Origin of the sequence: Saccharopolyspora sp. 7B (assembly GCF_020177435.1) — a bacterium.
GTDB classification, from domain to species: domain Bacteria; phylum Actinomycetota; class Actinomycetes; order Mycobacteriales; family Pseudonocardiaceae; genus Saccharopolyspora_C; species Saccharopolyspora_C gregorii.
Genome location: NZ_JAIUKC010000050.1, coordinates 1 through 26,784 on the forward strand (window position 1 = coordinate 1; position 26,784 = coordinate 26,784).

Consider the following 26,784-nt stretch of genomic DNA (forward strand, 5'->3'; position numbering starts at 1 on the left):
GGCGCGGGGGGGGGCCGGGGGGCGGGGGCGGGCGGGGGGGGCCCCCCGGGGGGGGGGGCGGCGGCGCGCGCGGGTCCCGCCACCCGCCCCGCGCCCCCCCCCGCGCCCCCCCCCCCCCACGCCGCGGTCAGCCCGCGGAACAGCGGGCCGTACTCGAACCCGGCGTCGGCGAGCGCGTCGTAGCAGCCCTCCAGGTCCACCGGGACCGCCCCGGCCGGCGGCCATTCGGTGAGCACGGCCGGTTCGGCGTCCGCACCGGTGGTGAGGGTGCCCGCGGCGTGCCGGGTCCACGGCAGTTCCGGGTCCCCTTCGGGGCGGGTGTGGACCTCGACGACGCGGCGCCCGGCCTGCTCGGCGCCGAGCCGCACCTGCAGCTGCAGCGCCCCGGTGGCGGGCAGCGCGAGGGGGCGGCCGATGGTGAGGTCGTCGACCCGGTCGCAGCCGACCTCGTCCCCGGCGCGGGTGACCAGTTCGAGGAACGCGGTGCCGGGCAGCAGCACGGCCCCGTGCACGGCGTGCTGGGCGAGCCACGGCTGCGCGGCGGTGGAGAGCCTGCCGGTGAACAGGGTCTCCCCGGTGTCGGCGAGCTCCACGGTCCCGCCGAGCAGCGGGTGCTCCGCCGGCCGCACCCCGAGCGAGGTGGCGTCGCCCGCGGGGGTGGCGGGCGCGGGCCAGAACACTTCGTGCTGGAACGCGTAGGTGGGCAGCTCGACGCGGTGGGCGCCGGGGAACAGCGCGGCCCAGTCCAGCGGGACGCCCCGGACGTGCAGCCGGGCGAGCGCGGTGAGCAGGGCGCGCTGCTCGTCGTGGTCGCGGCGCAGCGCGGGCAGCGCGGTGGCGTCCTCATCGGCGAGGGTTTCGGCCACGAGCGCGGTCAGCGCCGCGTCCGGCCCGACCTCCAGGAAGGTGCGCACCCCGTGCTCGTGCAGGGTCCGCACTCCGTCGGCGAACCGGACGCAGGCGCGGACGTGCCGCACCCAGTACTCGGCGGTGGCGATCTCGGGCCCGGCGAGGGCGCCGGTGACGTCGGAGGTGATCGGGATGCGCGGCGCGTGGAAGGTGAGCTCGGCCAGTTCGGCGGCGAACTCGTCGAGCACCGGTTCCACCAGCGGCGAGTGGAAGGCGTGCGAGACGCGCAGCCGGTGGGTGCGGCGGCCGTCGTCGGCGAACCGCCGCGCGAGCCGCTCGACCACCTCCGCCTCGCCGGAGAGCACGACCGAGCCGGGCGCGTTGATCGCGGCGAGGTCGACGCATTCGTCCAGCAGCGGCCGCACCTCGTCCTCGGTGGCCTGCACCGCGATCATCGCCCCGCCCGGGGGCAGCGCCCCCATCAGCCGGGCGCGGGCGCCGACGAGCCGGGCCGCGTCGGGCAGGTCGAGCACGCCGGCGACGTGCGCGGCGGCGACCTCGCCGATGGAGTGCCCGGCGAGGTGGTCCGGCCGCACGCCCCAGGATTCCAGCAACCGGAACAGCGCCACTTCCACGGCGAACAGCGCGGGCTGCGCGTACCCGGTGCCGTCGAGCAGGTCGGCGTCCTCGCCCCACAGCACCTCCCGCAGCGGGCGCTCCAGGTACCGGTCGAGCTCGGCGGCGGCCGCGTCGAAGGCGGTGGCGAACGCGGGGTACCGGGCGTGCAGCTCGCGGCCGGTGCCGAGGCGTTGCGCGCCCTGCCCGGAGAACAGCACGCCGAGCTTGCCGCCGGTCGCGGCACCGGCGACGACCCGCGGGTCGGGTTCGCCGGTGGTGAGCGCGGCGAGCCCGCCGAGCAGTTCGTCCGGTTCGGCGGCGAGCAGCACCGCGCGGTGTTCGAGCTCGGCCCGGGTGGTGGCCAGCGAGTAGCCGAGGTCGGCGCGGGATCCGGACCCGGCCTGCACCCGGGCGAGCAGCCGGGCGGCTTGGGCGCGCAACGCCTGCGGGGTGTGCCCGGACAGCACCCAGGGCTGCACGCCGGGTTCGTCGGGCCGCTCCGCCGGGGACGGCGCGGGGCCCTGTTCGAGGATGACGTGGGCGTTGGTGCCGCTGATGCCGAACGAGGACACCCCGGCGCGGCGCGGGTGCGCGTCCGCCGGCCAGGGGCGCGCGTCGGCGAGCAGCCGCACCGCTCCCGCGTCCCAGTCGACGTGGCCGCTGGGGTCCGCGGCGTGCAGGCTGCGGGCGTGGGTGCCGTGCCGCATGGCGAGCACGGTCTTGATGACCCCGGCGACGCCCGCGGCGGCCTGGGTGTGCCCGAGGTTCGACTTCACCGAACCGAGCCACAGCGGTTCGTCCCGGTCCTGCCCGTAGGTCGCCAGCAGCGCCTGCGCCTCGATCGGGTCGCCGAGGGTGGTACCGGTGCCGTGCGCCTCCACCGCGTCCACGTCCGAAGTGGACAGTCCGGCGACGGCGAGGGCCTGCCGGATCACCCGCTGCTGCGACGGCCCGTTCGGCGCGGTGAGCCCGTTCGACGCCCCGTCCTGGTTCACCGCACTCCCGCGCAGGACCGCCAAGACCTCGTGCCCGTGCCGCTCGGCGTCGGACTGCCGCTCCAGCACCAGCATCCCGACGCCCTCAGCCCAGCCGACGCCGTCGGCCGCGGCGGAGAACGACTTGCAGCGCCCGTCCGCGGCGAGGCCGCGCTGCCGGGAGAAGTCGACGAAGGTTCCGGGCGTGGACATCACCGTCACCCCGCCCGCCAGCGCCAGCGAGCACTCCCCCGACCGCAGCGCCTGCGCCGCCCAGTGCATCGCCACCAGGGAGGACGAGCAGGCGGTGTCGACGGTGACGGCCGGTCCTTCGAAGCCGAAGGTGTAGGCGACGCGGCCGGAGGCGACGCTCGGCGCGCTGCCGTTGGCGCGGTGCGACTCGAACTCGGCGCCGGGCAGCAGGGTGCCGTAGTCGTTGTACATCACCCCGGCGAACACGCCGGTTCCGCTGCCGCGCAACGACATCGGGTCGATCCCGGTGCGCTCCAGGGCCTCCCACGACGTCTCCAGCAGCAGCCGCTGCTGGGAGTCGGTGGCCAGCGCCTCCCGCGGGCTCATCCCGAACAGCGCCGGGTCGAACCGGGCGGCCTCGTGCAGGAAACCGCCCGCGCGCACGTGGGTGCGGCCCGGCACGTCCGGGTCCGGGTCGTAGAGCCGGTCGAGGTCCCAGCCGCGGTCGGTGGGGAACCCGGTGATGCCGTCGGCGCCCTCGGACACCAGCCGCCACAGGTCCTCCGGCGAGGACACCCCGCCTGGGTAGCGGCAGGCCATGCCGACGACCACCACCGGATCGTCCACATCGGACTTCACCGGAACCGCGGCGGTGACCTCGGGTTCGGCGCCGAACAGCTCCTCGTGCAGGAAACCGGCGAGCGCCTCCGGGGTCGGGTGGTCGAACACGAGCGTCGCGGGCAGCCGCATCCCGGTGTCGGCGCCGAGGCCGTTGCGCAGCTCCACGGCGGTCAGCGAGTCGAACCCGAGGTCCTGGAACCGCCTGCTCGCGGGCACCGCGGACGCGCCGGAGTGCCCGAGCACCACGGCGACCCGGCCGCGCACCAGCTCCAGCAGCGCCTCCCGGCGCTCCACTTCGGTCAGACCGGTGAGCCGGGCGGCGAACCCGCTCGACGCGCCACCCGCCGCGCGGGTGCGGCGCCCGGGGGTGCGGATCAGGCCGCGCAGCAGCGGCGCGACCTCCCCGCGCGAGCGCAGGCCCGCGAGGTCCAGGCGCACGGTCAGCGGTGCCGGGTCGTCGCCCGCGACGGCCGCGTCGAACAGCGCGAGGCCGTCGGCGACGTCCAGCGGCGGCATCCCGGAGCGGGCGAGGCGCGCCACGTCGTCGTCGCCGAGCACCCCGGTCATGCCCACGTCCCGCGTCCACGGCCCCCAGGCCGGCGCGGTCGCGGGGAGTCCGGCGGCGTGCCGGTGCCGGGCCAGCGCGTCCAGGAACGCGTTGCCCGCCGCGTAGTTGCCCTGCCCGGCGCTGCCGAAGGCGGCCGCGACCGAGGAGAACAGCACGAACGCGTCCAGGTCCCCGGTCAGCTCGTGCAGGTTCCAGGCCGCGTCCACCTTCGGCCGCAGCACCGCCGCCAGCCGCTCCGCGTCGAGCGCCGCCAGCACGCCGTCGTCGACGACGCCCGCCGCGTGCACCACGGCCCGCAGCGGGTGCGATTCGGGAACCCCGGCCAGCACCTCCGCCAGCGCCGCGCGATCGGCCGCGTCGCAGGCCGCCACCACCACGTCCGCACCGAGTTCGCGCAGGTCCGCGGCCAGTTCCGGGGCGCCCGCGGCGTCGAGGCCGCGGCGGCTCAGCAGCAGCAGGTGCCGCACGCCCCGCTCCCGCACCAGGTGCCGGGCCAGCTCGGCGCCGATCCCACCGGTGCCACCGGTGATGAGCACGGTGCCGTCCGGATCCCAGGTGGCCGGTTCGGCGGGCACGTCGGCGCGGGCCAGCCGGGCCGCGAGCACCCGGTCGCCGCGCACCAGCACGTCCGGTTCCGCGGTCGCGATCGCGGCGGCCAGCGCGTCCGGCTCCGGATCGTCGAGCACGAGCAGGCCGAACCGGCCCGGGTGCTCCGTCGCCGCGACGCGGACCAGGCCGTGCACCGCGGCCGCCGCCGGATCGGCCGCCGGGTCAGCGGTGGCGAACAGCAGTCGCGAGTCGTCGAACCGGCCGAGCCAGTCCTGGACCAGCGCCAGCGCGGTCGCGGTGAGCTCGTGCGCGGAGATCGCCAGGTCGGGGCCACCGCGCACCGGGACCACGACCGGCCCCGGCTCGTCCGCGAGCGCGGCGAGGTCCGGGACCTCCGGCGCGCCGAGCAGGCCCGCCAGGTCCCACGCCGCCCCGATCGGCGCCAGCGCAGTCACCCGCTCCGGCCGCTCCTCGGCGCGGACCGGTTCGTGGTCGAGCCGGAACAGCGCCTCGCGCGCGGTGGCGGCGGCACCGACGCCCTCGGCCGGAACCTCCCGCGCCAGCAGGGAATCCACGGTGGCGACCGGTGCGCCCCGCCCGTCCGCGACGACCACCGACACCGCGTCCTCGCCGGCGCGGGCGAGGCGGGCGCGGACCGCGGCGGCGCCGGTCGCGTGCAGCGCGCCGCCCTCCCAGGCGAACGGCAGCCCGCCCCGGCTGATCGGCCCCAGGTCGGCGAACGCGGCCGCCTGCTGCACCGCGTCCAGCAGCGCCGGGTGCAGGCCGAACTCGTCGGCGTCCACATCGGACGGCAGCTCGACCTCGGCGAACACCTCGCCGTCGCCGCGCCAGACCCGCCGCAACCCGCGGAACGCGGGACCGTAGTCGAATCCGAGCTCCGCCAGCCGCTCGTACGACCCGGCCAGGTCCACCGGTTCCGCCGCGGGCGGCCACTCGGTCAGCGGCACCCCGCGATCGATGGCGGCTCCGAGCACACCGGTGGCGTGCCGGATCCACGGCGCGTCCTCGTCGGCGCGGGCGAACACGTCCGCGGTGCGGCTGCCGTCCGCCCCGGGCGCGGCGACGCGCACCTGCACACGGACCGCGCCATCGGCAGGCAGCACCAGCGGCGCGGCCAGCGCCAGCTCCGCCACCCCCGCGCACCCGGTCTCGTCCGCCGCACGCAGCGCCAGTTCCAGGAACGCGGTGCCCGGCAGCAGGATCCGGCCGCCGACGACGTGCCCGGCCAGCCACGGCTGCGCCGCCACCGACAGCACCGACTCGAACAGCACCTCGTCGCCGCCGGCGAGCTCCACCCGGGCCCCCAGCAGCGGGTGGGATCCCGGACCCGCGGCGGGTGCGGCACCACCGCGGGTCCGGGAGGTCGTGGGCCAGAAGCGGCGGCGCTGGAACGGGTAGGTCGGCAGGTCCACCCGCCGGGCACCGGTGCCGTCCAGCACGGCGGCCCAGTCCACCGGCACCCCCGCGACGTGCGCGCGGGCCAGCGCGGTCAACGCGGTGCGCTCCTCACCGCGGTCGGCGCGCAGCAGCGGCACCGCCACCGCGTCCGGCAGCAACCGGGCGGTCAGGGCGGACAGCGCGCCGTCCGGGCCGAGCTCCAGGAAGGCGCGCACGCCGCGCCCGCCCAGCACACCGACGGCGTCGGCGAACCGCACGGGTTCGCGCACGTGCCGCACCCAGTGCTCGACGTCGCCGAAGTCGGCACCGGTGCCGCCGGTGCGCGTGGAGATGATCGGCAGCCGCGGGGTGCCGAAGCTGAGCTCGGACACGACGGCCCGGAACTCGGCGAGCGCCGGGTCCATCAGCGGAGAGTGGAACGCGTGGCTGACCGCGAGCCGCGTCGTCCTGCGCCCATCCTCCGCCCAGCGCGCGGCGATCTCGTCGAGGCGCGCGGCGTCGCCGGAGAGCACCAGCGAGTCGGGTCCGTTGATCGCGGCGATGCCCACCCGCTCGTCGAGCAGCTCCGCGACCTCGTCCTCGGTGGCCCGCACCGCGAGCATCCCGCCCCCGGCGGGCAGGGCCTGCAGCACCCGGCCGCGGGCGGCGACGAGCTTCGCCGCGTCCGGCAGCGACAGCACGCCGGCCACGTGCGCGGCGGCGATCTCGCCGATGGAATGGCCCACCAGGTGGTCCGGGTGCACGCCGTGGCTCTCCAGCAGCCGGAACAGCGCGACCTCGACGGCGAACAGCGCGGGCTGGGCGAACTCGGTGCGCTGCAACGACTCCGCGTCCTCGCCCCACATCACCTCGCGCAGCGGGCGCGGCAGGTGCGGATCGAGCTCGGCGCACACCGCGTCGAGCGCTTCGGCGAACGCGGGGAATCGGGCGTGCAGCTCCCGGCCCATGCCGAGCCGCTGCGCACCCTGCCCGGCGAACAGGAAGGCGGAGGCGCACTCCGGCGCCGCTTCGCCCTCCGCGACCGCGACCACGCCGTCCGGTCCGGCGAGCCGCACCGCGCGGTGCTCGAACGCGGACCGCGCCGACGCGAGGGTCAGCGCCACGTCCAGCGGCGCCAGGCCGGGGTGCGCGGCGAGGTGCGCGTCGAGCCGGTCCAGCTGCGCGGACAGGGCCTCCGGGTCGCGGGCGGACACCGGCAGCGCCACCACCTCCGGCGCCACCCGCTGCTCGCGCGGGGCGGGCTCGACCGGCGGGGCCTGCTCGACGACGACGTGCGCGTTGGTGCCGCTGATCCCGAAGGACGACACGCCCGCGCGGCGCGCCCGGTCCCGCTGCGGCCAGTCCCGGCGTTCGGTGAGCAGCCGGACCTCGCCCGCGGACCAGTCCACGTCGCCGGAGGGCGCGTCGGCGTGCAGGCTGCGCGGCAGCACGCCGTGCCGCATCGCCAGCACCACCTTGATCACGCCGGCGACGCCCGCGGCGGCCTGGGTGTGGCCGATGTTCGACTTCACCGAGCCCAGCCACAGCGGTTCGTCCCGGTCCTGCCCGTAGGCCGCCAGCAGCGCCTGCGCCTCGATCGGATCGCCCAGCGAGGTCCCGGTCCCGTGCGCCTCCACCACGTCCACATCGGACGGTGCGAGGCGGGCGTTCTCCAGCGCCGCGCGGATGACGCGCTGCTGCGCCGGGCCGTTCGGCGCGGTCAGCCCGTTCGAACCGCCGTCCTGGTTGACCGCGCTGCCGCGCACCACCGCCAGCACCTCGCGGCCGTTCCTGCGCGCGTCGGACAGCCGCTCCAGCACCAGCACCCCGGCGCCCTCGCCCCAGCCGGTCCCGTCGGCACCCGCCGCGAACGGCTTGCACCGGCCGTCGGCGGCCAGCCCGTGCTGCGCGGTGAACGAGGTGAACGGGCCCGGAGTCGCCATCACCGAGGCACCGCCGGTCAGCGCCAGCGAGCACTCCCCCGACCGCAGCGCCTGCACCGCCTGGTGCAGCGCCACCAGGGAGGACGAGCAGCCGGTGTCCACCGTGATCGCCGGGCCCTCCAGACCCAGCAGGTAGGACAACCGCCCGGACAGCACGCAGGCCGCGTGCCCGGTCGTCGAGTACACCTCCACGTCCTCGTCGGAGGCGTCCAGGACCTTGCCGTAGTCCTGCCCGGTGGTGCCGGCGAACACACCCGTCGCCGAGCCGCGCAGCGCCGCCGGGTCGATCCCGGCGCGTTCCAGCGCCTCCCACGCGGTCTCCAGCAGCAGCCGCTGCTGCGGGTCCATCGCGACCGCCTCGCGCGGGGCGATGCCGAAGAACTCGGCGTCGAACTCCGCCATGCCGTCCAGGAATCCGCCTTCGAGCGCGAGGCTGGAACCGGGCCCCTCGCCGCGCAGCCGCTCCAGGTCCCAGCCGCGGTCGGTGGGGAACGGCCCGATCGCGTCGCGTTCGGCCGCGACGAGGTCCCACAGCTGCTCGGGCGTACCGACGCCGCCGGGGAACCGGCAGCCGATGCCGACGACGGCGATCGGCTCGGCCGCCGCGGACACCAGCCGCTGGTTCTGCTCGCGCAGCCGCTCGACCTCCTTCAGCGAGGAGCGCAGCGCTTCGACGTACTGGGCGTTGGAGTCGGTCATCCCGTTCCCCCGGTTCACTCGCTGGTGCCGGTCGCCAGCCGCAGCAGGCTCTCGGCGTCCATGTCGTCGATGGAGTCTGCGGCCGCGGCGGGTTCGGCCGCGGCGGGCTCCGGGTCGTCCTCGGCCAGCCGCAGCACCACGTCCAGCAGGCCCGCCTGGCGCAGCCTGCCGAGCGGGATGGTGCTGAGGACCTCGCGGATGTGGTCGTCCGGATCGGCCGGCCGGTCCGCGGCGTCGCCGAACAGCTCGGCGGCCAGGTGCGCGGCCAGCGCCGACGGGGTCGGGTGGTCGAACACGAGCGCCGCGGGCAGCGGCAGCCCGGTGGTGGTGCGCAGCCGGTTGCGCAGTTCGACCGCGGTCACCGAGTCGAAGCCGACGTCCTTGAACGCGCGGGACGCGGGGACGGCGTGCGCGCCGTCGTGACCGAGGGTGGCGGCGGCTTCCCCGCGCACCACCTCCAGCAGCGCCTTGGCCCGTTCGGTGGCGGGCAGGCTTCGCAACCGGTCCCGCAGCCCGCCGGAGTCGGCGGCCGCGGGTGCGGCGTCCAGCACCGCGCGGGCCTCGGGGAGCTCGGCCAGCAGCGGGCTCGGCCGGGCAGCGGTGAAGCCGGGGGCGAACTTCTCCCAGTCCAGCGCGGAGACCACCGCCGTCGCCGCACCGTCCACGATGGACCTGTCGAGTCCGCCGAGCGCGACGTCCGGCCGCATCGCGGGGACCCCCTGCCTGCGCAACCGGTCGCCCGTCGCGTCGTCGGCCGCCATCCCGGACTCGCCCCAGGTGCCCCAGGCCACCGACGTGGCGGGCAGCCCGCGCGCGCGGCGGTGCTCGGCCAGGCCGTCGAGGAAGGCGTTCGCCGCCGCGTACCCCGGCTGCCCGCCGCTGCCCCAGGCGGCGGCGCCGGAGGAGAACAGCACGAACGCGTCCAGCGGGTGCCCGGCGGTGAGCTCGTGCAGGTGCCGCGCCGCGTCCCGCTTGGCGCGCAGCAACGCGTCCAGCCGCTGCCCGGTGAGTTCGAGCACCGGGGCGTCACCGTCGGCGACACCGGCGGCGTGGAACACCGAGCGCAGCTCGCCGACCTCGGCCAGCAGCTTCCCCAGCGCGTCCCGGTCGGCCACGTCGCAGGCGGCGACGGTGACCCGCGCGCCCAGTTCCCGCAGCTCGGCGGCGACCCGGTCCGCACCGGGCGCGGCCGGGCCGCGCCGGCCGGCGAGCACCACGTGCTCGGCGCCGCGCTCCACGACCCACTTCGCGACGAACGAGCCGACGCCACCGGTGCCACCGGTGATCAGCGCGGTCCCGCCGGTGCGGAACCCGTCGCCGGACGCGGGGGCGGGGCGCAGCAACCTGCGGCCGTGCGCGAGTCCACCGCGCAGCGCCACCTGGTCCTCCGCCCCGGACGCGGCGCCGGGCAGCAGCCGCGCGGTCGCCTCGTCCAGCTCCGCCGGCAGGTCCAGCAGGCCACCCCACCGGTCCGGGAGCTCCAGCGCGGCGACGCGGCCCAGGCCCCACGCGGCGGTCTGCTCGGGGCGCACGTCCTCACCGGCCACGGACACCGCGGCGCGGGTCGCGCACCACAGCGGCGCGGCCGGACCGGCGTCGGCGAACGCCTGCACCTGCACCAGCGCGGCGCGCACCGGGTCGTGCGCGGCCGCGGCGAGCAGCGAGAGCACCGAGCGGAACTCGCGGTCCGCGGTGGCCGCGCGCAGTTCGGCGGCGAGCTCGGCGCGGTCCGCGGCGCTGGTGCGGAGCACGTCGACGTCCGGCCCGAGCGCGTCGAGCACCGCCGACGTCCACTCGTCCGCGGAATCGGGCACCACCACCAGCCGGGTGCCCGCGCGCTCGGCCGCGGGCAGCCGGGTCCAGCCGATCCGGTAGCGCAGCTCCTCGACCTCGGCGCGGTGCCGGGACCGATCCCGCCAGCGGGCCAGCGCGGGTAGCACCGCCGCGCCGTCCACGCCGAGTTCCGCGGACAGCGCCGCCGGATCGCCGCGGTCGACCAGCTCCCAGAACGCGGAATCGGGTGCGCCGCCGCGTTCCGCGCGCCGTGCCCACCAGTACTGCCGGTGCTGGAACGGGTAGGTCGGCAGCGGCACGGCCCGGGCGGGCGCGCCGGTGAGGGTGCGCGTCCAGTCCACCTCGACGCCGTGCGCGTGCGCCTCCGCCAGCGAGCGCAGGAACCGGTGCGGGCCGCCGTCGTCGCGGCGCAGCGTGCCGAGCACGACCGCCGGATCCGGGCAGGCGTCCTCGATCGTCTCCTCGACGGCCGCGGCCAGCACCGGGTGCGGGCTGATCTCGACGAACGCGCGGCGGCCGTCGGCCAGCAGCGCGCGCGTCGCCTCGGCCATCCGCACCGTTCGGCGCAGGTTCGCGAACCAGTAGCCGGCGTCCAGGCCGGTGGTGTCCAGCCGCTGCCCGGTGACGGTCGAGTAGAACGGGATCGCCGCCGGGCGCGGGGTGATCGGGGCCAGCACCTCGGCCAGCTCCGCCCGCACCTGCTCGACGTGCGGGCCATGCGAGGCGTAGTCCACGTTGACCTTCCGGGCGCGGACCTCGCGGCGCCCGCACTCGGCGAGCAGCTCCTCCAGCGCGCCGGGTTCGCCGGACACCACCACCGAGGACGGCCCGTTGACCACGGCCAGCGACACCCGCCCCGCCCACGGTTCGAGCAGTTCGGTGGCACGTTCCGCGGACAGGGCGAGCGACACCATGCCGCCCTGCCCGGCCAGCGCCAGCAGCGCCTTGCTGCGCAGCGCCACGACCCGCGCCGCGTCCGGCAGGGACAGCGCGCCCGCCGCGCAGGCCGCGGCGATCTCGCCCTGCGAGTGCCCGATCACCGCGGACGGCGTGCAGCCGTGCGCCCGCCACAGCTCGGTGAGCGCGATCATGGTGGCGAACAGCGCGGGCTGCACCACGTCGACCCGCTCGGCCAGCTCCGGGTCGGCGGTCCCGTCGAGCACTTCGCGCAGCGACCAGTCCACGTGCGGCGCCAGCGCGCGCTCGCACTCGTCGACCGCGTCCGCGAACACCGCGGAGGTGGCGAGCAGCGCGCGCCCCATGCCGCGCCACTGCGAACCCTGACCCGGGTAGACGAACACCGGGCCGGGCCCGCCGACGTCGCTGCCGCGCACCGCGTCCCCGGCGCCGCCGGTGGCGAGCGCGTCCAGTCCGGCGGCCAGTTCGCCGGTGTCCGCACCGAGCACCACCGCGCGGTGCTCGAACCGGGCGCGGGTCGTCAGCAGCGACCACGCGAGCTCCGCCGGGTCGGTGTCGGGCGCGACCGGGGCGAGCCGGGCGGCCTGCTCGCGCAGCGCGGCCTCGGACTTCGCCGACAGCACCCACGGCACGATCCCGTCGCGGCTGCCGGGCGGTTCCTGCTCGGCGGCGGGTTCCGCCGGGGCCTGCTCCAGGACGACGTGCGCGTTGGTGCCGCTGATGCCGAACGCGGACACGCCCGCCCGCCGCGGCCGTCCCGGGTTCCACTCGACCTCGTCGGTGAGCAGCCGCACCCGTCCCGCGGACCAGTCGACGTGCCCGGTCGGTTCGGCGGCGTGCAGGGTGCGCGGCAGCACGCCGTGCCGCATCGCCTCCACCACCTTGAGCACGCCCGCGATGCCCGCGGTGGCCTGCGAGTGCCCGATGTTCGTCTTCAGCGACCCCAGCCACAGCGGCGAGGTCCGCTCGGCCGCGCCGTAGGTGGCCAGCAGCGCCTGCGCCTCGATCGGATCGCCGAGGGCGGTGCCGGTGCCGTGCGCCTCGACGGCGTCCACTTCGGACGGTTCGAGTCCGGCGTCGGCGAGGGCGGCGCGGATGACCCGCTGCTGCGCGGGCCCGTTCGGCGCGGTCAGCCCGTTCGAGGCGCCGTCCTGGTTCGTGGCCGAGCCGCGCACCACCGCCAGCACCGGGTGCCCGTTCCGGCGCGCGTCGGAGAGCCGTTCCAGCACGAGGACGCCGACGCCTTCGGCGAGGCTCATCCCGTCGGCGTCCGCCGCGAACGCCTTGCAGCGCCCGTCCGCGGCCAGCGCGCCCAGCCTGCTGAACCCGAGGAAGTCCTGCGGCCCGGCCATCACGGTCGATCCGGCGGCCAGCGCCAGCGAACTCTCCCCGGAGCGCAGCGAGCGGCACGCCAGGTGCAGCGCCACCAGCGACGCCGAGCACGCGGTGTCCACGGTCAGCGCCGGGCCCTCCAGGCCGAGCAGGTAGGCGAGCCTGCCGGAGAGCACGCTCGCCGCGGCACCGGTGATGTACTGGCCCTCGGTGCCGTCGTCGATGCCGAAGGTGCTCGCGCTGTAGCCCTGGTGGGTGGCGCCGACGAAGGTGCCGGTGGAAGTGCCGCGCAGCGACGCCGGGTCGATCCCGGCGCGTTCCAGCGCTTCCCAGCCGGTCTCCAGCAGCAGCCGCTGCTGCGGGTCCATCGCCTGCGCCTCGCGCGGGGAGATCCCGAAGAACTCCGCGTCGAACCCCGCCGGGTCGTCCAGGAAACCGCCGAGCAGCGAGTAGGTGCGCCCGGCCCGCTGCGGGTCCGGGTCGTAGCGCTCGGCCAGGTCCCAGCCGCGGTCCCGCGGCGCCCGCCCGATCGCGTCGACGCCGTCGCGCACCAGCCGCCACAGCTCGTCGGGACCGGTGACGCCACCGGGCAGCCGGCAGCCGGTGCCGATGATCGCGATCGGTTCGTCCGCAGGCCCGCGGACCTCGACGCGGGCCCCCCCGGCCCCGTCGAACCAGGTCCCGAGGTGGTCGGCGAGCGCCGCGGGCGACGGGTGGTCGAACACGACGGTGCTGGGCAGCGCGAGTCCGGTGGCGCGCACCAGCCGGTTCCGCAGCTCCACGGTGGTCACCGAGTCGAAGCCGACCTCGCGGAACGCGCGGTGGTCGGCGAGCGCACCGGAGCCGCCGAGCGCGGCGCTCGCCTCGGCGCGCACCAGGTCCAGCAGCAGCGCGGCCCGCTCCTCGGCGGGCAGCGCGCGCAGCCGCTCGGCGAACCCGCCGGTCTCGGCCGGGGCGTCCGCCCGGTCCCGCACCTCGGGCAGGTCGTCGAACAGGGTGGTGGGCCGGGCGGCGCTGAACACCTGGTGGTACTCGGCCCAGTCCACGTCGGTCAGCGCGAGCACCGCGGCGTCCTCGTCCAGCGCCCGGTGCAGCGCGGTGAACGCGGTGGCCGGGTCGAGGATGCGCAGCCCGCTGCGGCGCGCCCCGTGCCGGTCGGCGGCGGCCAGCTCCGGGGAGTCCGGCCACTTCCCCCAGTGCAGCGAGGTGGCGGTCAGCCCGCGGGCGCGCCGCTGCTGCGCCAGCGCCGCCAGGTAGGCGTTCCCGGCCGCGTAGGCGGCGTGCGACCCGCTGCCCCACATCCCGGCGATCGAGGAGTACAGCACGAACGCGTCCAGCTCGGCGCCGAGCAGCGCGTCCAGGTGCCGCGCCCCGGCGACCTTGGCGCGCACCACCCGCTGCACCGAGTCCAGGTCGAGCTCGTCGAGCGCGCCCAGCTCGATGGTGACGGCCGCGTGCACCGCGGTGCGGATCTCGTGGCCCGCGGCGGCGAGCCGGTCCAGCAGCGCGGCGAGCGCGTCCCGGTCGGCGACGTCGCAGGACTCGACGGTGACCTCGGTGCCGAGCTCGGCCAGTTCCGCGACCAGCTCCGGCACGCCCTCGGCATCCGGGCCGCGCCGCGAGGTGAGCACGATGCGCCCCGCACCCCGCTCGGCGAGCCAGCGCGCCAGGTCTGGCCCGATCGCGCCGGTGCCGCCGGTGATCAGCACCGTGCCGCGCGGTTCCCAGCTGCGCACCGGGCGCGGTGCGGCGGCGCGCACCACGCGGCGGGCCAGCACCGCGCCGTCCCGGACGGCCAGCTGGTCCTCACCGCGCGGGTCGGCGAGCACCGCCGCCAGCAGCGACGCGTCCCGCTCGCCCGGTCGTGCGGGCAGGTCCACGGTCCCGCCCCAGCGCAGCGGATGTTCCAGCGCCGCCGTCCAGGACACGCCCTGCACCTGCGCCTGCACCGGGTTCGCCACCGCGTCGTCCGCGGCCGCGGCCACCGCGTCCCGGGTGACCGTCCACATCGGAGCGTCGAGACCCGCGTCGCCGAGCGCCTGCACCAGGGAGACGGTCAACGCCAAGCCCAGCGGCAGGTCCGGGTACCGCTCCCCCGGCTCCTCGTGGCCGGCGAGCGTGGAGACGACGCCCGCGACCCCGCCCGCATCGGCCAGCCCGGCGGCGAGCACGTCCCGGTCCAGGTGGGACTCGTCGAGCACCAGCCGCTCGACCTGGACGCCGCACGCGGCGAGCGCGTCCGCCACCTCGTCGTCTTCGCCGGTGCCGACCAGCAGCCAGCGGCCCGGCGGGACCCCGCCCAGGTCGTCCACCGGTGTCCAGCCCACCTCGTAGCGCCACGCGTCGGCCGCCGAGGCCGCGCGGCGCTGCTCCCGCCACGCCGAGAGCGCGGGCAGCACCGCGGCCAGCGCCCGCTCGTCCACGTCCAGGTTCGCGGTCAGCGCCCGCGCGTCCCGCTGCTCCACCGCCGCCCAGAACTCCGCGTCCACCGCATCGCCCGCCCGCGACGGCCCGGTCCAGAACCGCTGGTGCTGGAAGGCGTAGGTCGGCAGGTCCACCACCCGGCCACCGGACAGGTCGCGGGACCAGTCCACCCCGGCGCCGCGGACGAACACCTCGGCCGCCGCGGTCAGGAACCGGTCGAGCCCGCCGTCGTCGCGGCGCAGCGTGCCGGGGGCGACGGCGGGCACCTCGTGCCGCTCGATCAGGTCCTGCACGGCCGCGGTCAGCACCGGGTGTGCCCCGATCTCCAGGAACACCCGGAAACCGTCCGCCAGCAGGGCGTCCACGGCCGGGGCGAACAGCACGGTGCCGCGCATGTTCCGGAACCAGTGCTCGGGGCCGGTGTCCGCCGCGGTGCACCACTCGCCGGTGACGGTGGAGCGGAACGGGACCCGCGGCACCAGCGGGGTGATCCCGGCGAACCCGGCGAGCAGTTCCGCCCGCAGCGGTTCGACGTGCGCGGAGTGCGACGGGTAGTCCATCGGGACCCGGCGGACCCGCACGTCCTCCGCGACGAGCTCCGCGGCCAGCGCGTCCAGCTCGGCCTCCGAACCGGAGACCGCCACCGACGCCGGGCCGTTCACCGCGGCCAGCGACAGCTCCCGGCCCTCGATCCGGCGCTGCGCGTCGTCGCGCGGCAGCGCCACCGAGAGCAGGCCGCCGGTCCCCGCGAGCCGTTCGCCGATGACCTTCCCGCGCCGCGCGACCAGCTGCGCGCCGTCCCGCAACGACAGCGCCCCGGCCACCACCGCGGCCGCGATCTCGCCCTGCGAATGGCCCACCACCGCATCGGGTTCGACGCCGCGGGACCGCCACAGCTCGGCCAGCGCCACCATCACCGCGAACGTCGCCGGCTGCTGCACGTCGTCGCGCTCCAGCGACGGGGCGCCGTCCTCGCCGCGCAGCACCGCCACCAGCGACCAGTCCACGAACTCGGCGAACACCTGCTCGCACTCGGCGATGCGCGCCGCGAACACCGGCGACTCGACCAGCAGCGCGCGACCCATCCCGGCCCACGCGGCGCCCTGGCCGGGGAAGACGAACACGATCCCGCCGTCGGCGCCGACGTCCGCGACGCCCCGCACGACCGACGGGTCCGGGGTGTCCGCGGCGAGCGAGCGCAACCCGGACAGCAGCCGCTCCCGGTCCGCGCCGAGCACGGTGGCGCGGTGCTCGAACGACGAGCGGGTGCGCAGCAGCGCATGCCCGACGTCCACCGGATCCGGCTCGGCGGAGCCGAGGTGGTCGGCCAGCCGCTCGGCCTGCGCGCGCAACGCCCGCTCGGTGCGGGCGGAGAGCACCCACGGGACGGTGCCACCGGACTCCGGTGCCGCGTCGCCGGGCTCGCCGGCCGCCACCGGCGGCGCCTGCTCCAGCACGGCGTGCGCGTTGGTGCCGCTCACCCCGAACGAGGACACCGCGGCCCGCCGCGGCCGATCGGTGCCCGGCCAGTCCACCTGCTCGGTCAGCAGGCGCAGCGAACCGGAGTTCCAGTCCACGTGCGGTGACGGTTCCGCCGCGTGCAAGGTGCGCGGCAGCACGCCGTGCCGCATCGCCTGCACCACCTTGATCACGCCACCGACGCCGGCGGCGGCCTGCGCGTGCCCGATGTTCGACTTCAACGAACCCAGCCACAGCGGCCGGTCCCGGCCGGTCCCGTAGGCCTCCAGCAGCGCCTGCGCCTCGATCGGATCACCCAGCGGAGTACCCGTGCCGTGCGCCTCGACGGCGTCCACATCGGACGGTTCGAGCCCGGCGCTCGCCAGCGCCCGCTCGATCACCCGCCGCTGCGCCGGGCCGTTCGGCGCCGTCAGCCCGTTCGACGCGCCGTCCTGGTTCACCGCGCTGCCGCGCAGCACCGCCAGCACCTCGCGCCCCTCCCGACGCGCGTCGGCGAGCCGTTGCAGCACCAGCACCCCGGCGCCCTCCGCCCAGCCCGTGCCGTCCGCGTCCGCCGAGAACGCCTTGCAGCGCCCGTCCGCCGACAATCCGCCCTGCCTGCTGAACTCCACGAACAACGATGGGTCCGACAGCACCGTCACCCCGCCGACGATCGCCAGCGACGACTCCTCCGCGCGCAGCGACCGCGCCGCCAGGTGCAGCGCCACCAGCGACGACGAGCACGCCGTGTCCACCGTCAGCGCCGGGCCCTCCAGGCCCAGCGCGTACGCGAGCCTGCCGGACAGCACGCTCGCCGCCGTGCCCGTCATCGTGTGTCCGCCCAGGTCCGCGGCCACCGCCTGCGACCGGCCCCAGTGGTAGGAGCCGACGAACACCCCGGCCCGGGTGCCGCGCAACGCCGCCGGCACCACCCCGGCGCGCTCCACCGCCTCCCAGCACACCTCCAGCAGCAACCGCTGCTGCGGGTCCATCGCCTGCGCCTCGCGCGGGGAGATCCCGAAGAACTCCGCGTCGAACCCCGCCGCGTCGTCCAGGAAACCGCCGGTCGTGGTGGTGCTGTCGCGGCGCAGCGCCGCCAGGTCCCAGCCGCGGTCCGCGGGGAAGTCCGACACCGCGTCCGCGCCCGCCGCCACCAGCTCCCACAGGTCCTCCGGCGAACGGACCCCGCCCGGGTAGCGGCACGCCATGCCGACCACCGCGATCGGTTCCCGCTCGCGGTCCTCCAGCTCCTCGATGCGCCTGCGCGCGTGGCGCAGGTCGACGGTGAGCCGCCGCAAGTAGTCGACGACTTTGTCCTGCTGGTCATCCTGCACCGGTCAGTCCTTTGCTCGGCGATCTCCGAACTCGTCGTGCTTCGCGGGTCCGGTGGCGGAACCTCAGCGGCGCCCTCGCTGCGGGATCGTTCTCACCGGTGGCTCCGCCACGTGTGAAAACGCTGTCCTCACGAGGACACCGCTGAGAACCCGCTGGTGGTCCTGTTGCTGCGGTGGTCGGCTGCTCAGCGGCTGCGCCGCTGACGGGACGACGGAGAGGAAGGGGTCAGGCGACGAACTCCTCGTCGATGAGGTCGAGGAGGCGGTCCAGGGAGGCTTCGGCTACGTCGTCGTCGGCGGTGTCGTTCGGCGGGGCCCCGCGGAGGCGCGCGGCGAGGCGGTCCAGGTGGGCCGCCAGTCGTTCCCGCTCCGCCGGGTCCGCGGGAACGTCGGCCAGGCGGCGTTCCCAGTCGGCCAGCTCGGCGGTCAGGTCCGTCGTCGGGAGATCGGCGGCGAGCAGCCCGGCGAGGTGCTCGGCCACCGCGCGCGGGGTGGGGCGGTCGAACGCCAGCGAGGTCGGCAGCCGCAGGCCCGTCGCGGCGCCCAGCCTGTCCCGCAGCTCCACGCCGGTCAGCGACTCGAAGCCCGCCTCCTTGAACACCCGGTCCGCGCCCACCCGGTCGAGGTCGCGGTGCCCGAGGACCGCGGCGGCCTCGGCGCGCACCAGGTCCAGCAGGAACGGCACCCGCTTGCGCTCCGGCAGCTCGGCGAACCGGTCCGGCACCTCCGGAACCCGTTGCGGCGCCGTGGTTCCCGCAGCGCTCGCCGCGACCGGGCCCGCGGTCGTCCTCGTCGGCCAGAACCGCTCGTGCTGGAACGGGTAGGTCGGCAGCGCCACCGGACGCGGCCCGGTACCGGCGAACACCGCGGACCAGTCCACCGGGACGCCGGTGACGTGCAGCCGGGCCAGCGCGGTCACCCACGCCGCCTCCTCGTCCCGATCCCGGCGCAACGCGGGCACGACGACCGCGCGGCCGTCCGGCACCGACTCCGGCACCAGCCCGGACAGCACGCCGTCCGGCCCCAGCTCCAGGAACCGCCGCACCCCCGCCGCGTGCAGCGCGGCGACACCGTCGGCGAACCGCACCGGTTCCCGCACGTGCCGCACCCAGTGCTCCGGATCGGACAGCTCGCCCGGCCCGGCGAGGGCACCGGTGCGGTTGGACACCACCGGGATCGACGGCTCGGCGAACGACAGGCCCGCGACGACCTCGCGGAACTCCGCCAGCACCGGTTCCACCAACGGCGAGTGGAAGGCGTGCGACACCCGCAGCCGGTTCGCCTTGCGGCCCAGCTCGGTGAAATGCTCGGCCAGCGCGGCCACCTGCTCGGCGTCACCGGAGACGACCACCGCGTCCGGCGCGTTCACCGCGGCCACACCCAGCCGGTCCGTGAGCAGCGGGGCCACCTCCGCCTCCGCCGCCTGCACCGCGGCCATCGCGCCGCCGGGCGGCAGCGCCTGCATCAACCGGCCCCGGGCCGCGATCAGCGCCGCCGCGTCCGGCAGCGGCAGCGCACCGGAGACGTGCGCGGCGGTCACCTCGCCGACCGAATGGCCACCCACGTGGCCGGGGCGGATGCCGTGCGACTCGGCGAGGCGGAACAGCGCGACCTCGACCGCGAACAGCGCGGGCTGCGCGCACCCCGTCCCGTCCAGCGCGGCCTGGTCGGCGCCCCACACCACCTCGCGCAGCGGCCGCTCCAGGTGCGGGTCCAGCTCGGCGAGGACCTCGTCGAAGGCCGCGGCGAACACCGGGAACCGGGCGTGCAGCTCGCGGCCCATGCCGAGCCGCTGCGAACCCTGCCCGGAGAACAGCACCGCCAGCGGCCCGTCCTCGGCGGTCCCGCGCGCCACCTCGGCCGTGCCGTCCGCGGTGCTCAGCAGCACCGCGCGCCGCTCGAAGAGGTGCCGCCGCGTCGCCAGCGACCAGCCCAGGTCCACCGGGGGGCCCGAGCTCCCGTCGGCCAGGTCCGCGACCTGGGCGACCAGCTCCTCCAACGCCCCGGCCGAGCGCGCCGACACCGGCAGCGGCACCGCCGCCGGCTCGATCTCGGCAGCCGGCTCCGCCTGCTCGACCGGCTCCGGTCGTTCCACGATGACGTGCGCGTTCGTCCCGCTGATGCCGAACGAGGACACCCCGGCGCGGCGCACCCGGTCGGTGCGCGGCCACGGCGCGGGCCCGGCCAGCACCTCCACCGCACCCGCGGTCCAGTCCACCTCGGTGGTCGGGGCGCGCAGGTTCCGGATGCCCGGCAGCCGGTCCCGGCTCAGCGCCAGCACCGATTTGATCAACCCGGCCATGCCGGCGGCGGCCTGCGCGTGTCCCAGGTGGCCCTTCAGCGATCCCAGCAGCAGCGGCACCTCCCGGTCCTGCCCGTAGGTCGCCAGCAGTGCCTCGGCCTCCACCGGATCGCCCACGGGGGTCCCGGTGCCGTGCGCCTCCACCACGTCCACATCGGACGGTTCGAGTCCGGCGGCGGCGAGCGCGTCCCGGATCACCGCGCGCTGCGCCGCCCCGCTCGGCGCGGTCAGACCGGTCGAGGCGCCGTCGGAGTTCACCGCCGACCCGCGCAGCAGCGCCAGCACCTCGTGTCCGTGCTCGCGCGCCCGCGACAGCGGTTCCAGCAGCACCACCCCGGCGCCCTCCGACCAGGCCGTGCCGTCCGCGTCGGCGGAGAACGGCTTGCAGCGACCGTCGGCGGCCAGCCCGCCCTGCCGCGAGTAGCCGACGAACGCGGCGGGCGTGGACATCACCGACACCCCCGCCACCAGCGCCAGTTCGCACTCGCCCGCCGCCAGCGACCGCGCCGCCACGTGCACCGCCACCAGCGACGACGAGGACGCCGTGTCCACCGCCAGCGCCGGACCGGACAACCCCAGCAGGTACGCCACCCGGCCGGCGGCGACCGCGGGCGAGAACCCGGTCACCGCGTGCCCGCTCACGTCCTCCGCCGCGCCTTCCGCGGCCACCGCGTAGTCCTGGCCGTGCAGGCCCGCGAACACGCCGGTCCGGCTGCCACGCAACGACTCCGGGTCGATCCCGGCGCGCTCCAGCGCCTCCCAGACGACCTCCAGCAGCACCCGCTGCTGCGGATCCATCGCCAGCGCCTCCCGCGGCGAGATCCCGAAGAACTCCGCGTCGAACCCGGCCGCGTCCGGCAGGAAACCCCCGGTCTCCACCGCACAGGCCGCGCGCAGCGCGTCCACGTCCCAGCCCCGGTCGAGCGGAAACGCCGACGCCGCACCGGAATCGGAGCCCACCAGCTCCCACAGGTCCTCCGGGGACCGCACCCCACCGGGGAACCGGCACGCCATCGACACCACCGCGATCGGATCGGCCGCGCCACCGGGATCGGCACCGGTCGGGCTCGTCGTGCGCCGGATCGTCATGCGCTGCACCACCTCAGGAGAAGTCGGGCGGGACTGCACCATTCGAGTGCGCAGCGTAGGTGCCGATTCGCTGTACTTTTCCCTAGAGCCGCAGGTCGCGGGGCTGGAAGCGGGCGCAGGACTAAGGATTCCCCGCACCCCGCTGTGGGAGAAAGTTCCCCGTCCCGGCCGGGACGCCGACTCTGGAGGGTGTGCCCATGGAATCGACCCGGCGGCCGATCCTGTTCGTCAGCTACCCGGAGAGCGGGCTGCTCAACCCGCTGCTCGTGCTGGCGCAGGAGCTGTCCCGGCGCGGTGTCGCCGACCTGCACTTCGCCACCGACGACAACCGGCGCGACGAGGTGGCCGCGCAGCAGGTGGACAGCCCGGTGCACTTCGTCCCGCTCGGCCCGGTCGTCCCGGAGATGTCCGCGGTCACCTGGGACGACGAGGTGTACCGGGAGGTCACGCAGCGGTCCCGCTTCAAGGCGCACCGCGCGGTCATCCGGCACACCTTCTCCCCCGAGGCGCGCATCGACAAGTACCGCGCGCTGGAGGCCGCCGTCGAGGAGATCCGCCCGGCGCTGCTGGTCGTGGAGAGCATGTGCTCCTACGGCTGCGAACTGGCCATCACCAAGGGCATCCCGTTCGTGCTGGGCGTGCCGTTCATGCCGAGCAACGTGCTCACCTCGCACATCCCGTTCGCGAAGTCCTACACCGGACCGGACTTCCCCGTCCCGCACTCCGGGTTGCCCTACGAGATGTCGCCGTGGCAGCGGCTCGCGAACCGGGTGTTCAAGTTCCGCACGCTCGGCATGTTCCTCACCAAGGAGCTGCGCGAACGCGCCGCCCGGGACCAGCGGATCCGCGACGAGCTGGGCATCGCGCCGGAGGCGGGCGGGTTCATGTCCCGCATCGAGCACGCGGAGCTGGTGCTGTGCTACTCCGTCCCCGAACTGGACTACCCGTTCTCCGCCCCCGAGCACCTGCGGCTGGTCGGCACGATGGTGCCGCCGCTGCCGCAGGCGCCCGAGGACGACGGGCTCGCCGCCTGGCTGTCCGCGCGTGACTCCGTGGTGTACATGGGTTTCGGCACCATCACGCGGCTCACCGCCGAGCAGGTGCGCTCGCTGCTGGAGGTCACCCGCAGGCTCGGCGAGCGCGGCACCGACGTGCTGTGGAAGCTGCCCGCCGAGCAGCAGCACCTGCTGCCCCCGGCGGACGAGCTGCCCGCGAACCTGCGGGTGGAGGCCTGGGTGCCCTCGCAGCTGGACGTGCTCGCACACCCCTCGGTGCGGCTGTTCTTCACCCACGCGGGCGGCAACGGCTTCCACGAAGGCCTGCACTTCGGCAAGCCGCTGGTGGTCCGGCCGCTGTGGGTGGACTGCGACGACCAGGCGGTGCGCGGCCGCGACTTCGGGGTGAGCCTCACCCTGGACCGGCCGGAGACGATCGACGTCGCGGACGTGCTGGACAAGCTCACCCGGGTGCTCGACGAGCAGTCGTTCCGGGACCGCGCCGAGGTGTTCGGGCAGCTGCTGCGCGACGCGGGTGGCCGGGAGGCGGCCGCGGACCTGCTGACCGGCCTGCCCGCGCTCGCCGCGCAGAAGGCGGGGCTGTGATGCGCGTTCCGGTCTCCCAGCCCTGGTTGCGGGGCCGCGAGCAGGAGTACGTCACCGAGGCCGTCGCCGGGGGCTGGATCTCCTCGCAGGGCCCGTTCGTGCCGCGCTTCGAGGAGGAGTTCGCCCGCAGGCACGGGTCCGCGCACGGCGTTGCCTGCTCCTCGGGCACCACGGCGCTGACGCTGGCGCTGCGCGCGCTCGGGGTCGGGCCCGGCGACGAGGTCATCGTCCCCGAGTTCACCATGATCGCCTCCGCCTGGGCGGTCACCTACCACGGCGCGACCCCGGTGTTCGTGGACTGCGGCGACGACCTGAACATCGACGTGGACCGCATCGAGGAGAAGATCACCCCGCGCACCAAGGTGATCATGCCCGTGCACGTGTACGGCAGGCGCTGCGCGATGGACCCGATCATGGAGCTGGCGCACCAGTACGGCCTGCGCGTCGTGGAGGACTCCGCGGAAGCGCACGGGGTACCGCCGGTCGCCGACATCGCCTGCTTCTCGCTGTTCGCCAACAAGATCATTACGGCCGGGGAGGGCGGGATCTGCCTCACCGGCGACCCGTGGCTGGCCGGGCAGCTCGCGCACCTGCGCGGCATGGCCTTCACCGCGGATCACGGCTTCCTGCACAAGAAGCTGGCCTACAACTTCCGGATGACCGCGATGCAGGCCGCCGTCGCCCTCGCCCAGACCGAACGGCTCGACGAGATCCTCGCACTGCGGAAGGAGATCGAGCAGCGCTACGACGAGGGGTTGCGCGACGTCGACGGCATCGGGCTGATGCCGCCGCGCGACGTGCTGTGGATGTACGACCTGCGCGCCCGCGACCGCGAGGGGCTGCGCGCCCACCTCGCCGAGCACGGCATCGAGACCCGGCTGTTCTTCAAGCCGATGAGCCGCCAGCCCGGCTACTTCGACGCCGCCTGGCCCGAGCTCAACGCCGCCCGGCTCAGCGCGGACGGGCTCTACCTGCCCACCTACACCGGGCTCACCGCCGCCGACCAGGAGCACGTCGTGGCCCGCATCCGCGAGTTCTACGGCCGGAACTGACCACCAGCAGACGACGATGGAGTGCGGATCATGTCCGACGTGGTCGACTTCCCGATGCGCCGCCCCGGCGCGTCGTTCCCGCCCGCCGAGTACGCCGACTTCCGCGCGCGGCCCGGGCTGGTGCGCGCCCGGCTGCCCACCGGCGCCGTCGTGTGGCTGGTGACGCGGCACGAGGACGTGCGCACCGTGCTCACCGACCCGCGCGTCAGCTCCAACCCGACGCACGAGGGGTTCCCCAGCCTGCTCGGCAAGACCGGTGGCGTGCCCTCCCCCGACACCATGCCCGGCTGGTTCGTGGCGCTCGACCCGCCCGACCACGACCGGTTCCGCAAGACGCTGATCTCCGAGTTCTCGGTGCGCCGCATCCGGGACATGCGCCCCGCCATCGAGCAGGTCGTGCAGGACCGGGTGGACGCCATGCTCGCCGCGGGCGATACCGCGGACCTGGTGGCGGACTTCGCGCTGCCGGTGCCGTCGCTGGTGATCTCCAGCCTGCTCGGGGTGCCGAAGGCGGACCGGGACTTCTTCGAGGCCAAGACCCGGACGCTGGTCAGCACCACCGCCACCGACCAGGAGCGCGAGGCCGCCACCACGGAGCTGCTGCGCTACCTCGGCAGGCTCATCTCGATCAAGGAGAAGCGGCCGGGCGACGACCTGATCAGCCGGCTGCTCGCGGTGGGCACCATGTCCGCCGCCGAGCTGTCCGGCGTCGCGATGCTGCTGCTCATCGCCGGGCACGAGACGACCGCGAACAACATCTCGCTGGGCGTGCTGACGCTGCTGCTGCACCCCGAGTGGATCGGCGCCGACGGCATCGTCGAGGAGCTGCTGCGGCTGCACTCGGTGGCCGACCTGGTGGCGCTGCGGGTCGCCGTCGACGACCTGGAGATCAGCGGCCAGCGCATCGCGAAGGGCGAGGGCATCGTCCCGCTGGTCGCCGCCGCCAACCACGACGAGGCCGCCTTCGGCTGCCCGCACCGCTTCGACCCGACGCGCGCCGCGCGGCACCACGTGGCCTTCGGCTACGGGGTGCACCAGTGCCTCGGGCAGAACCTGGTGCGCGGGGAGATGGACCTCGCGTACCGGGTCCTGTTCGAGCGCATCCCTAAGCTGGAACCGGCGGTACCGGTGGAGGAGTTGCCCTTCAAGTACGACGGCGTGCTGTTCGGGCTGCACTCACTGCCGGTCCGCTGGTGACCACGCACCGTTCCCGAAGGAGACAGCCATGCTCAAGATCACCGCGGACAAGGACCGCTGCGTCGGTGCCGGACAGTGCGTGCTGTCCGCGCCCGACGTGTTCGACCAGGACGACGACGGCGTCGTGACGCTGCTCGACGAGACGCCCGGCGCGGAGCACGCGGACGACGTGCGCCAGGCGGCCCTGATCTGCCCGTCGCAGGCGATCACCGTCGAAGAGGCCTGAGGCTCCACCGCAGGTGGGCGGCCCACCCGTTGCGGCGGGTGGGTTGTCCCCCGTCCGAGTCACGCCCGATCCAGCGATGCGAACCCGTGTTCGACGCGGGCAGCATCGGAGGTATGGATCTCCGGAGCACCGCACTCGCCGCGCGGCACCTCGTCCGCGCCTTCGCCCGCACCCTCGTCGGCCCTGCCGCCCTCGGCCGGGCACCCGTCGGCCGCGAACTCTTCGGCCGCGCACCCGCCGGCTGGGCACCCGTCGGCTGGGCACCCGTCGGTTGGGCACTCGCCGACCGGGCATCCAGCGGCCGCGTCCGCATCGGCCGCGCGGCGCCACCGCGCCGGCCCGGGGGCGCCGCGGCGGGGCGTTCCGCCGCGGCACCCGCCCGCTCACCAGGTGATCGGCAGTTCCAGGACGCCGCCGGAGAGCTGGCCGCTCTCCAGCTTCAGGTCCTCCGGCGCGACCGCGACCTGCAGGTTCGGGATGCGGCCGAACAGCGTGCTGAACGCCGTCTGCAGCTCCACGCGCGCCAGCGGGGCCCCGATGCAGTGCCACACCCCGTGCCCGAAGGTCAGGTGCGGGTTCGGCACCCGGCCCACGTCGAAGCGCTCCGGGTCCTCGAAGGCGCGCTCGTCGAAGTTGGACAGCGTGAAGTCCAGCAGCACCAGCTCGCCGGTCCGGATCGTCACCCCACCGATCTCCACGTCCTCGGCCGCCCAGCGCGGCAGCATCGAGCTGCCCGCCTTCGCCGCGCGCAGCACCTCCTCCACCGCGATCGCCATCGTGCCGGCGTCGCGCATCGCGGCGTCCCGCTTGTCCGGGTTGCCCGCCAGCACCAGCACGCCGACGTCGATGTGGCTGATCACGCTGTCCAATCCGGCGAACAGCACGCCGGCGGCGAGGGTGCCGATCCGCTCGTCGTCCAGGCCCGCCTCGCAGAGCCGGGAGATCACGTCCTCGCCCGGGTCGCCGCGCTTGCGGCCCACCAGCTCGGAGATGTAGCCGAACAGCTCGGCGGCGCCCTCCTCCGCGGCCGCGGGGTCGCCGAGCACCGCCATCCGGCCCAGCATCCGCACGATGTGCATCCGGTCCTCCGGCGGCACGCCGATCAGCTCGTAGAGCACCTGCAGCGCGAACGGCTGGGAGAACTCGGCGTGCAGGTCGACCGGCGGACCCTTGTCCACCAGCGCCTGCACCATCTCCTCGGCCAGCTCCACCACCTTCGGGCGCAGCCGGGCCAGCCTGCGGGCGGAGAAGCTCGGTGTCAGCAGCGACCGCATCTCCCGGTGCAGCCGGGTCGCCTCCGCCGGGTCGGAATCGGTGATCAGCAAGTTGAAGAACGGGGTGTCCACGTAGCGGGGCGCCGAGGGCGGATCGGGGTGCGAGCGGTTGATCCGCTCGTCCTTGAGCAGCTGCTTGACCTCTTCGTGCCGGGTCACCAGCCACGCCTCGTCCCCGGCGGGCGTGCGCACCTTGCAGACCGGAGCCTGTTCCTGCAGGTCCCGCAGCTCCTTCGGCGGGCGGAGCATGGCCGAGGGACCGGTGCCCAGCTTCGGCAGGTCGAGGGATTGACTCATGGGCGATTCCTCCGCTGTACGGATCGACTGCGCGGACAACCTGCGGGGCGCCGCGCGGGGCGCGGCGGGCCCGCG

At 75.8% G+C, this 26,784-nt stretch carries 8 protein-coding genes; 4 read left to right on the plus strand and 4 right to left on the minus strand.

Annotation, left to right across the window (positions count from 1 at the left end; all coding sequences use genetic code 11):
* From LCD33_RS09730 to LCD33_RS09740, 3 genes are all read right to left on the minus strand, one after another.
* The coding region (locus LCD33_RS09730) for a type I polyketide synthase (RefSeq protein ID WP_224977743.1) at positions 1 to 8,411 on the minus strand (8,411 nt) is incomplete at its 3' end.
* A 14-nt stretch (positions 8,412 to 8,425) separates the two neighbouring features.
* Positions 8,426 to 17,671: a type I polyketide synthase gene (locus tag LCD33_RS09735; protein WP_224977744.1), complete on the minus strand. Its 9,246-nt coding sequence runs from the start codon at positions 17,669 to 17,671 to the stop codon at positions 8,426 to 8,428.
* 226 nt (positions 17,672 to 17,897) lie between these two features.
* Positions 17,898 to 21,062 (minus strand): type I polyketide synthase, encoded by a 3,165-nt coding sequence (locus LCD33_RS09740; RefSeq protein WP_308011256.1) that lies wholly within the window; start codon positions 21,060 to 21,062, stop codon positions 17,898 to 17,900.
* Between the two features lie 197 nt (positions 21,063 to 21,259).
* Here LCD33_RS09740 and LCD33_RS09745 point away from each other — a divergent pair, with 197 nt between their 5' ends.
* From LCD33_RS09745 to LCD33_RS09760, 4 genes are read left to right on the plus strand one after another with little or no spacing between them, the layout of a single operon-like run.
* A complete protein-coding gene (locus LCD33_RS09745) occupies positions 21,260 to 22,663 on the plus strand; it encodes a glycosyltransferase (RefSeq protein ID WP_224959393.1) in 1,404 nt (467 codons plus the stop codon).
* Positions 22,663 to 23,715 carry a DegT/DnrJ/EryC1/StrS aminotransferase family protein gene (locus LCD33_RS09750; protein ID WP_224959394.1) on the plus strand — a complete coding sequence of 351 codons (1,053 nt, stop codon included), beginning with the start codon at positions 22,663 to 22,665 and terminating at the stop codon, positions 23,713 to 23,715. The genes LCD33_RS09745 and LCD33_RS09750 overlap by 1 nt, the downstream gene beginning before the upstream one ends.
* Positions 23,716 to 23,745: 30 nt before the next feature.
* A complete protein-coding gene (locus tag LCD33_RS09755; protein ID WP_224966413.1) occupies positions 23,746 to 24,912 on the plus strand; it encodes a cytochrome P450 in 1,167 nt (388 codons plus the stop codon).
* Between the two features lie 28 nt (positions 24,913 to 24,940).
* Positions 24,941 to 25,138 carry a ferredoxin gene (locus LCD33_RS09760; RefSeq protein WP_224959396.1) on the plus strand — a complete coding sequence of 66 codons (198 nt, stop codon included), beginning with the start codon at positions 24,941 to 24,943 and terminating at the stop codon, positions 25,136 to 25,138.
* Positions 25,139 to 25,521: 383 nt separating this feature from the next.
* Here LCD33_RS09760 and LCD33_RS09765 read toward each other — a convergent pair whose 3' ends face one another.
* Positions 25,522 to 26,709, minus strand: a complete 1,188-nt coding sequence (locus LCD33_RS09765; RefSeq protein WP_224959397.1) for a cytochrome P450 — start codon at positions 26,707 to 26,709, stop codon at positions 25,522 to 25,524.
* Between the last annotated feature and the right edge of the window lie 75 nt (positions 26,710 to 26,784).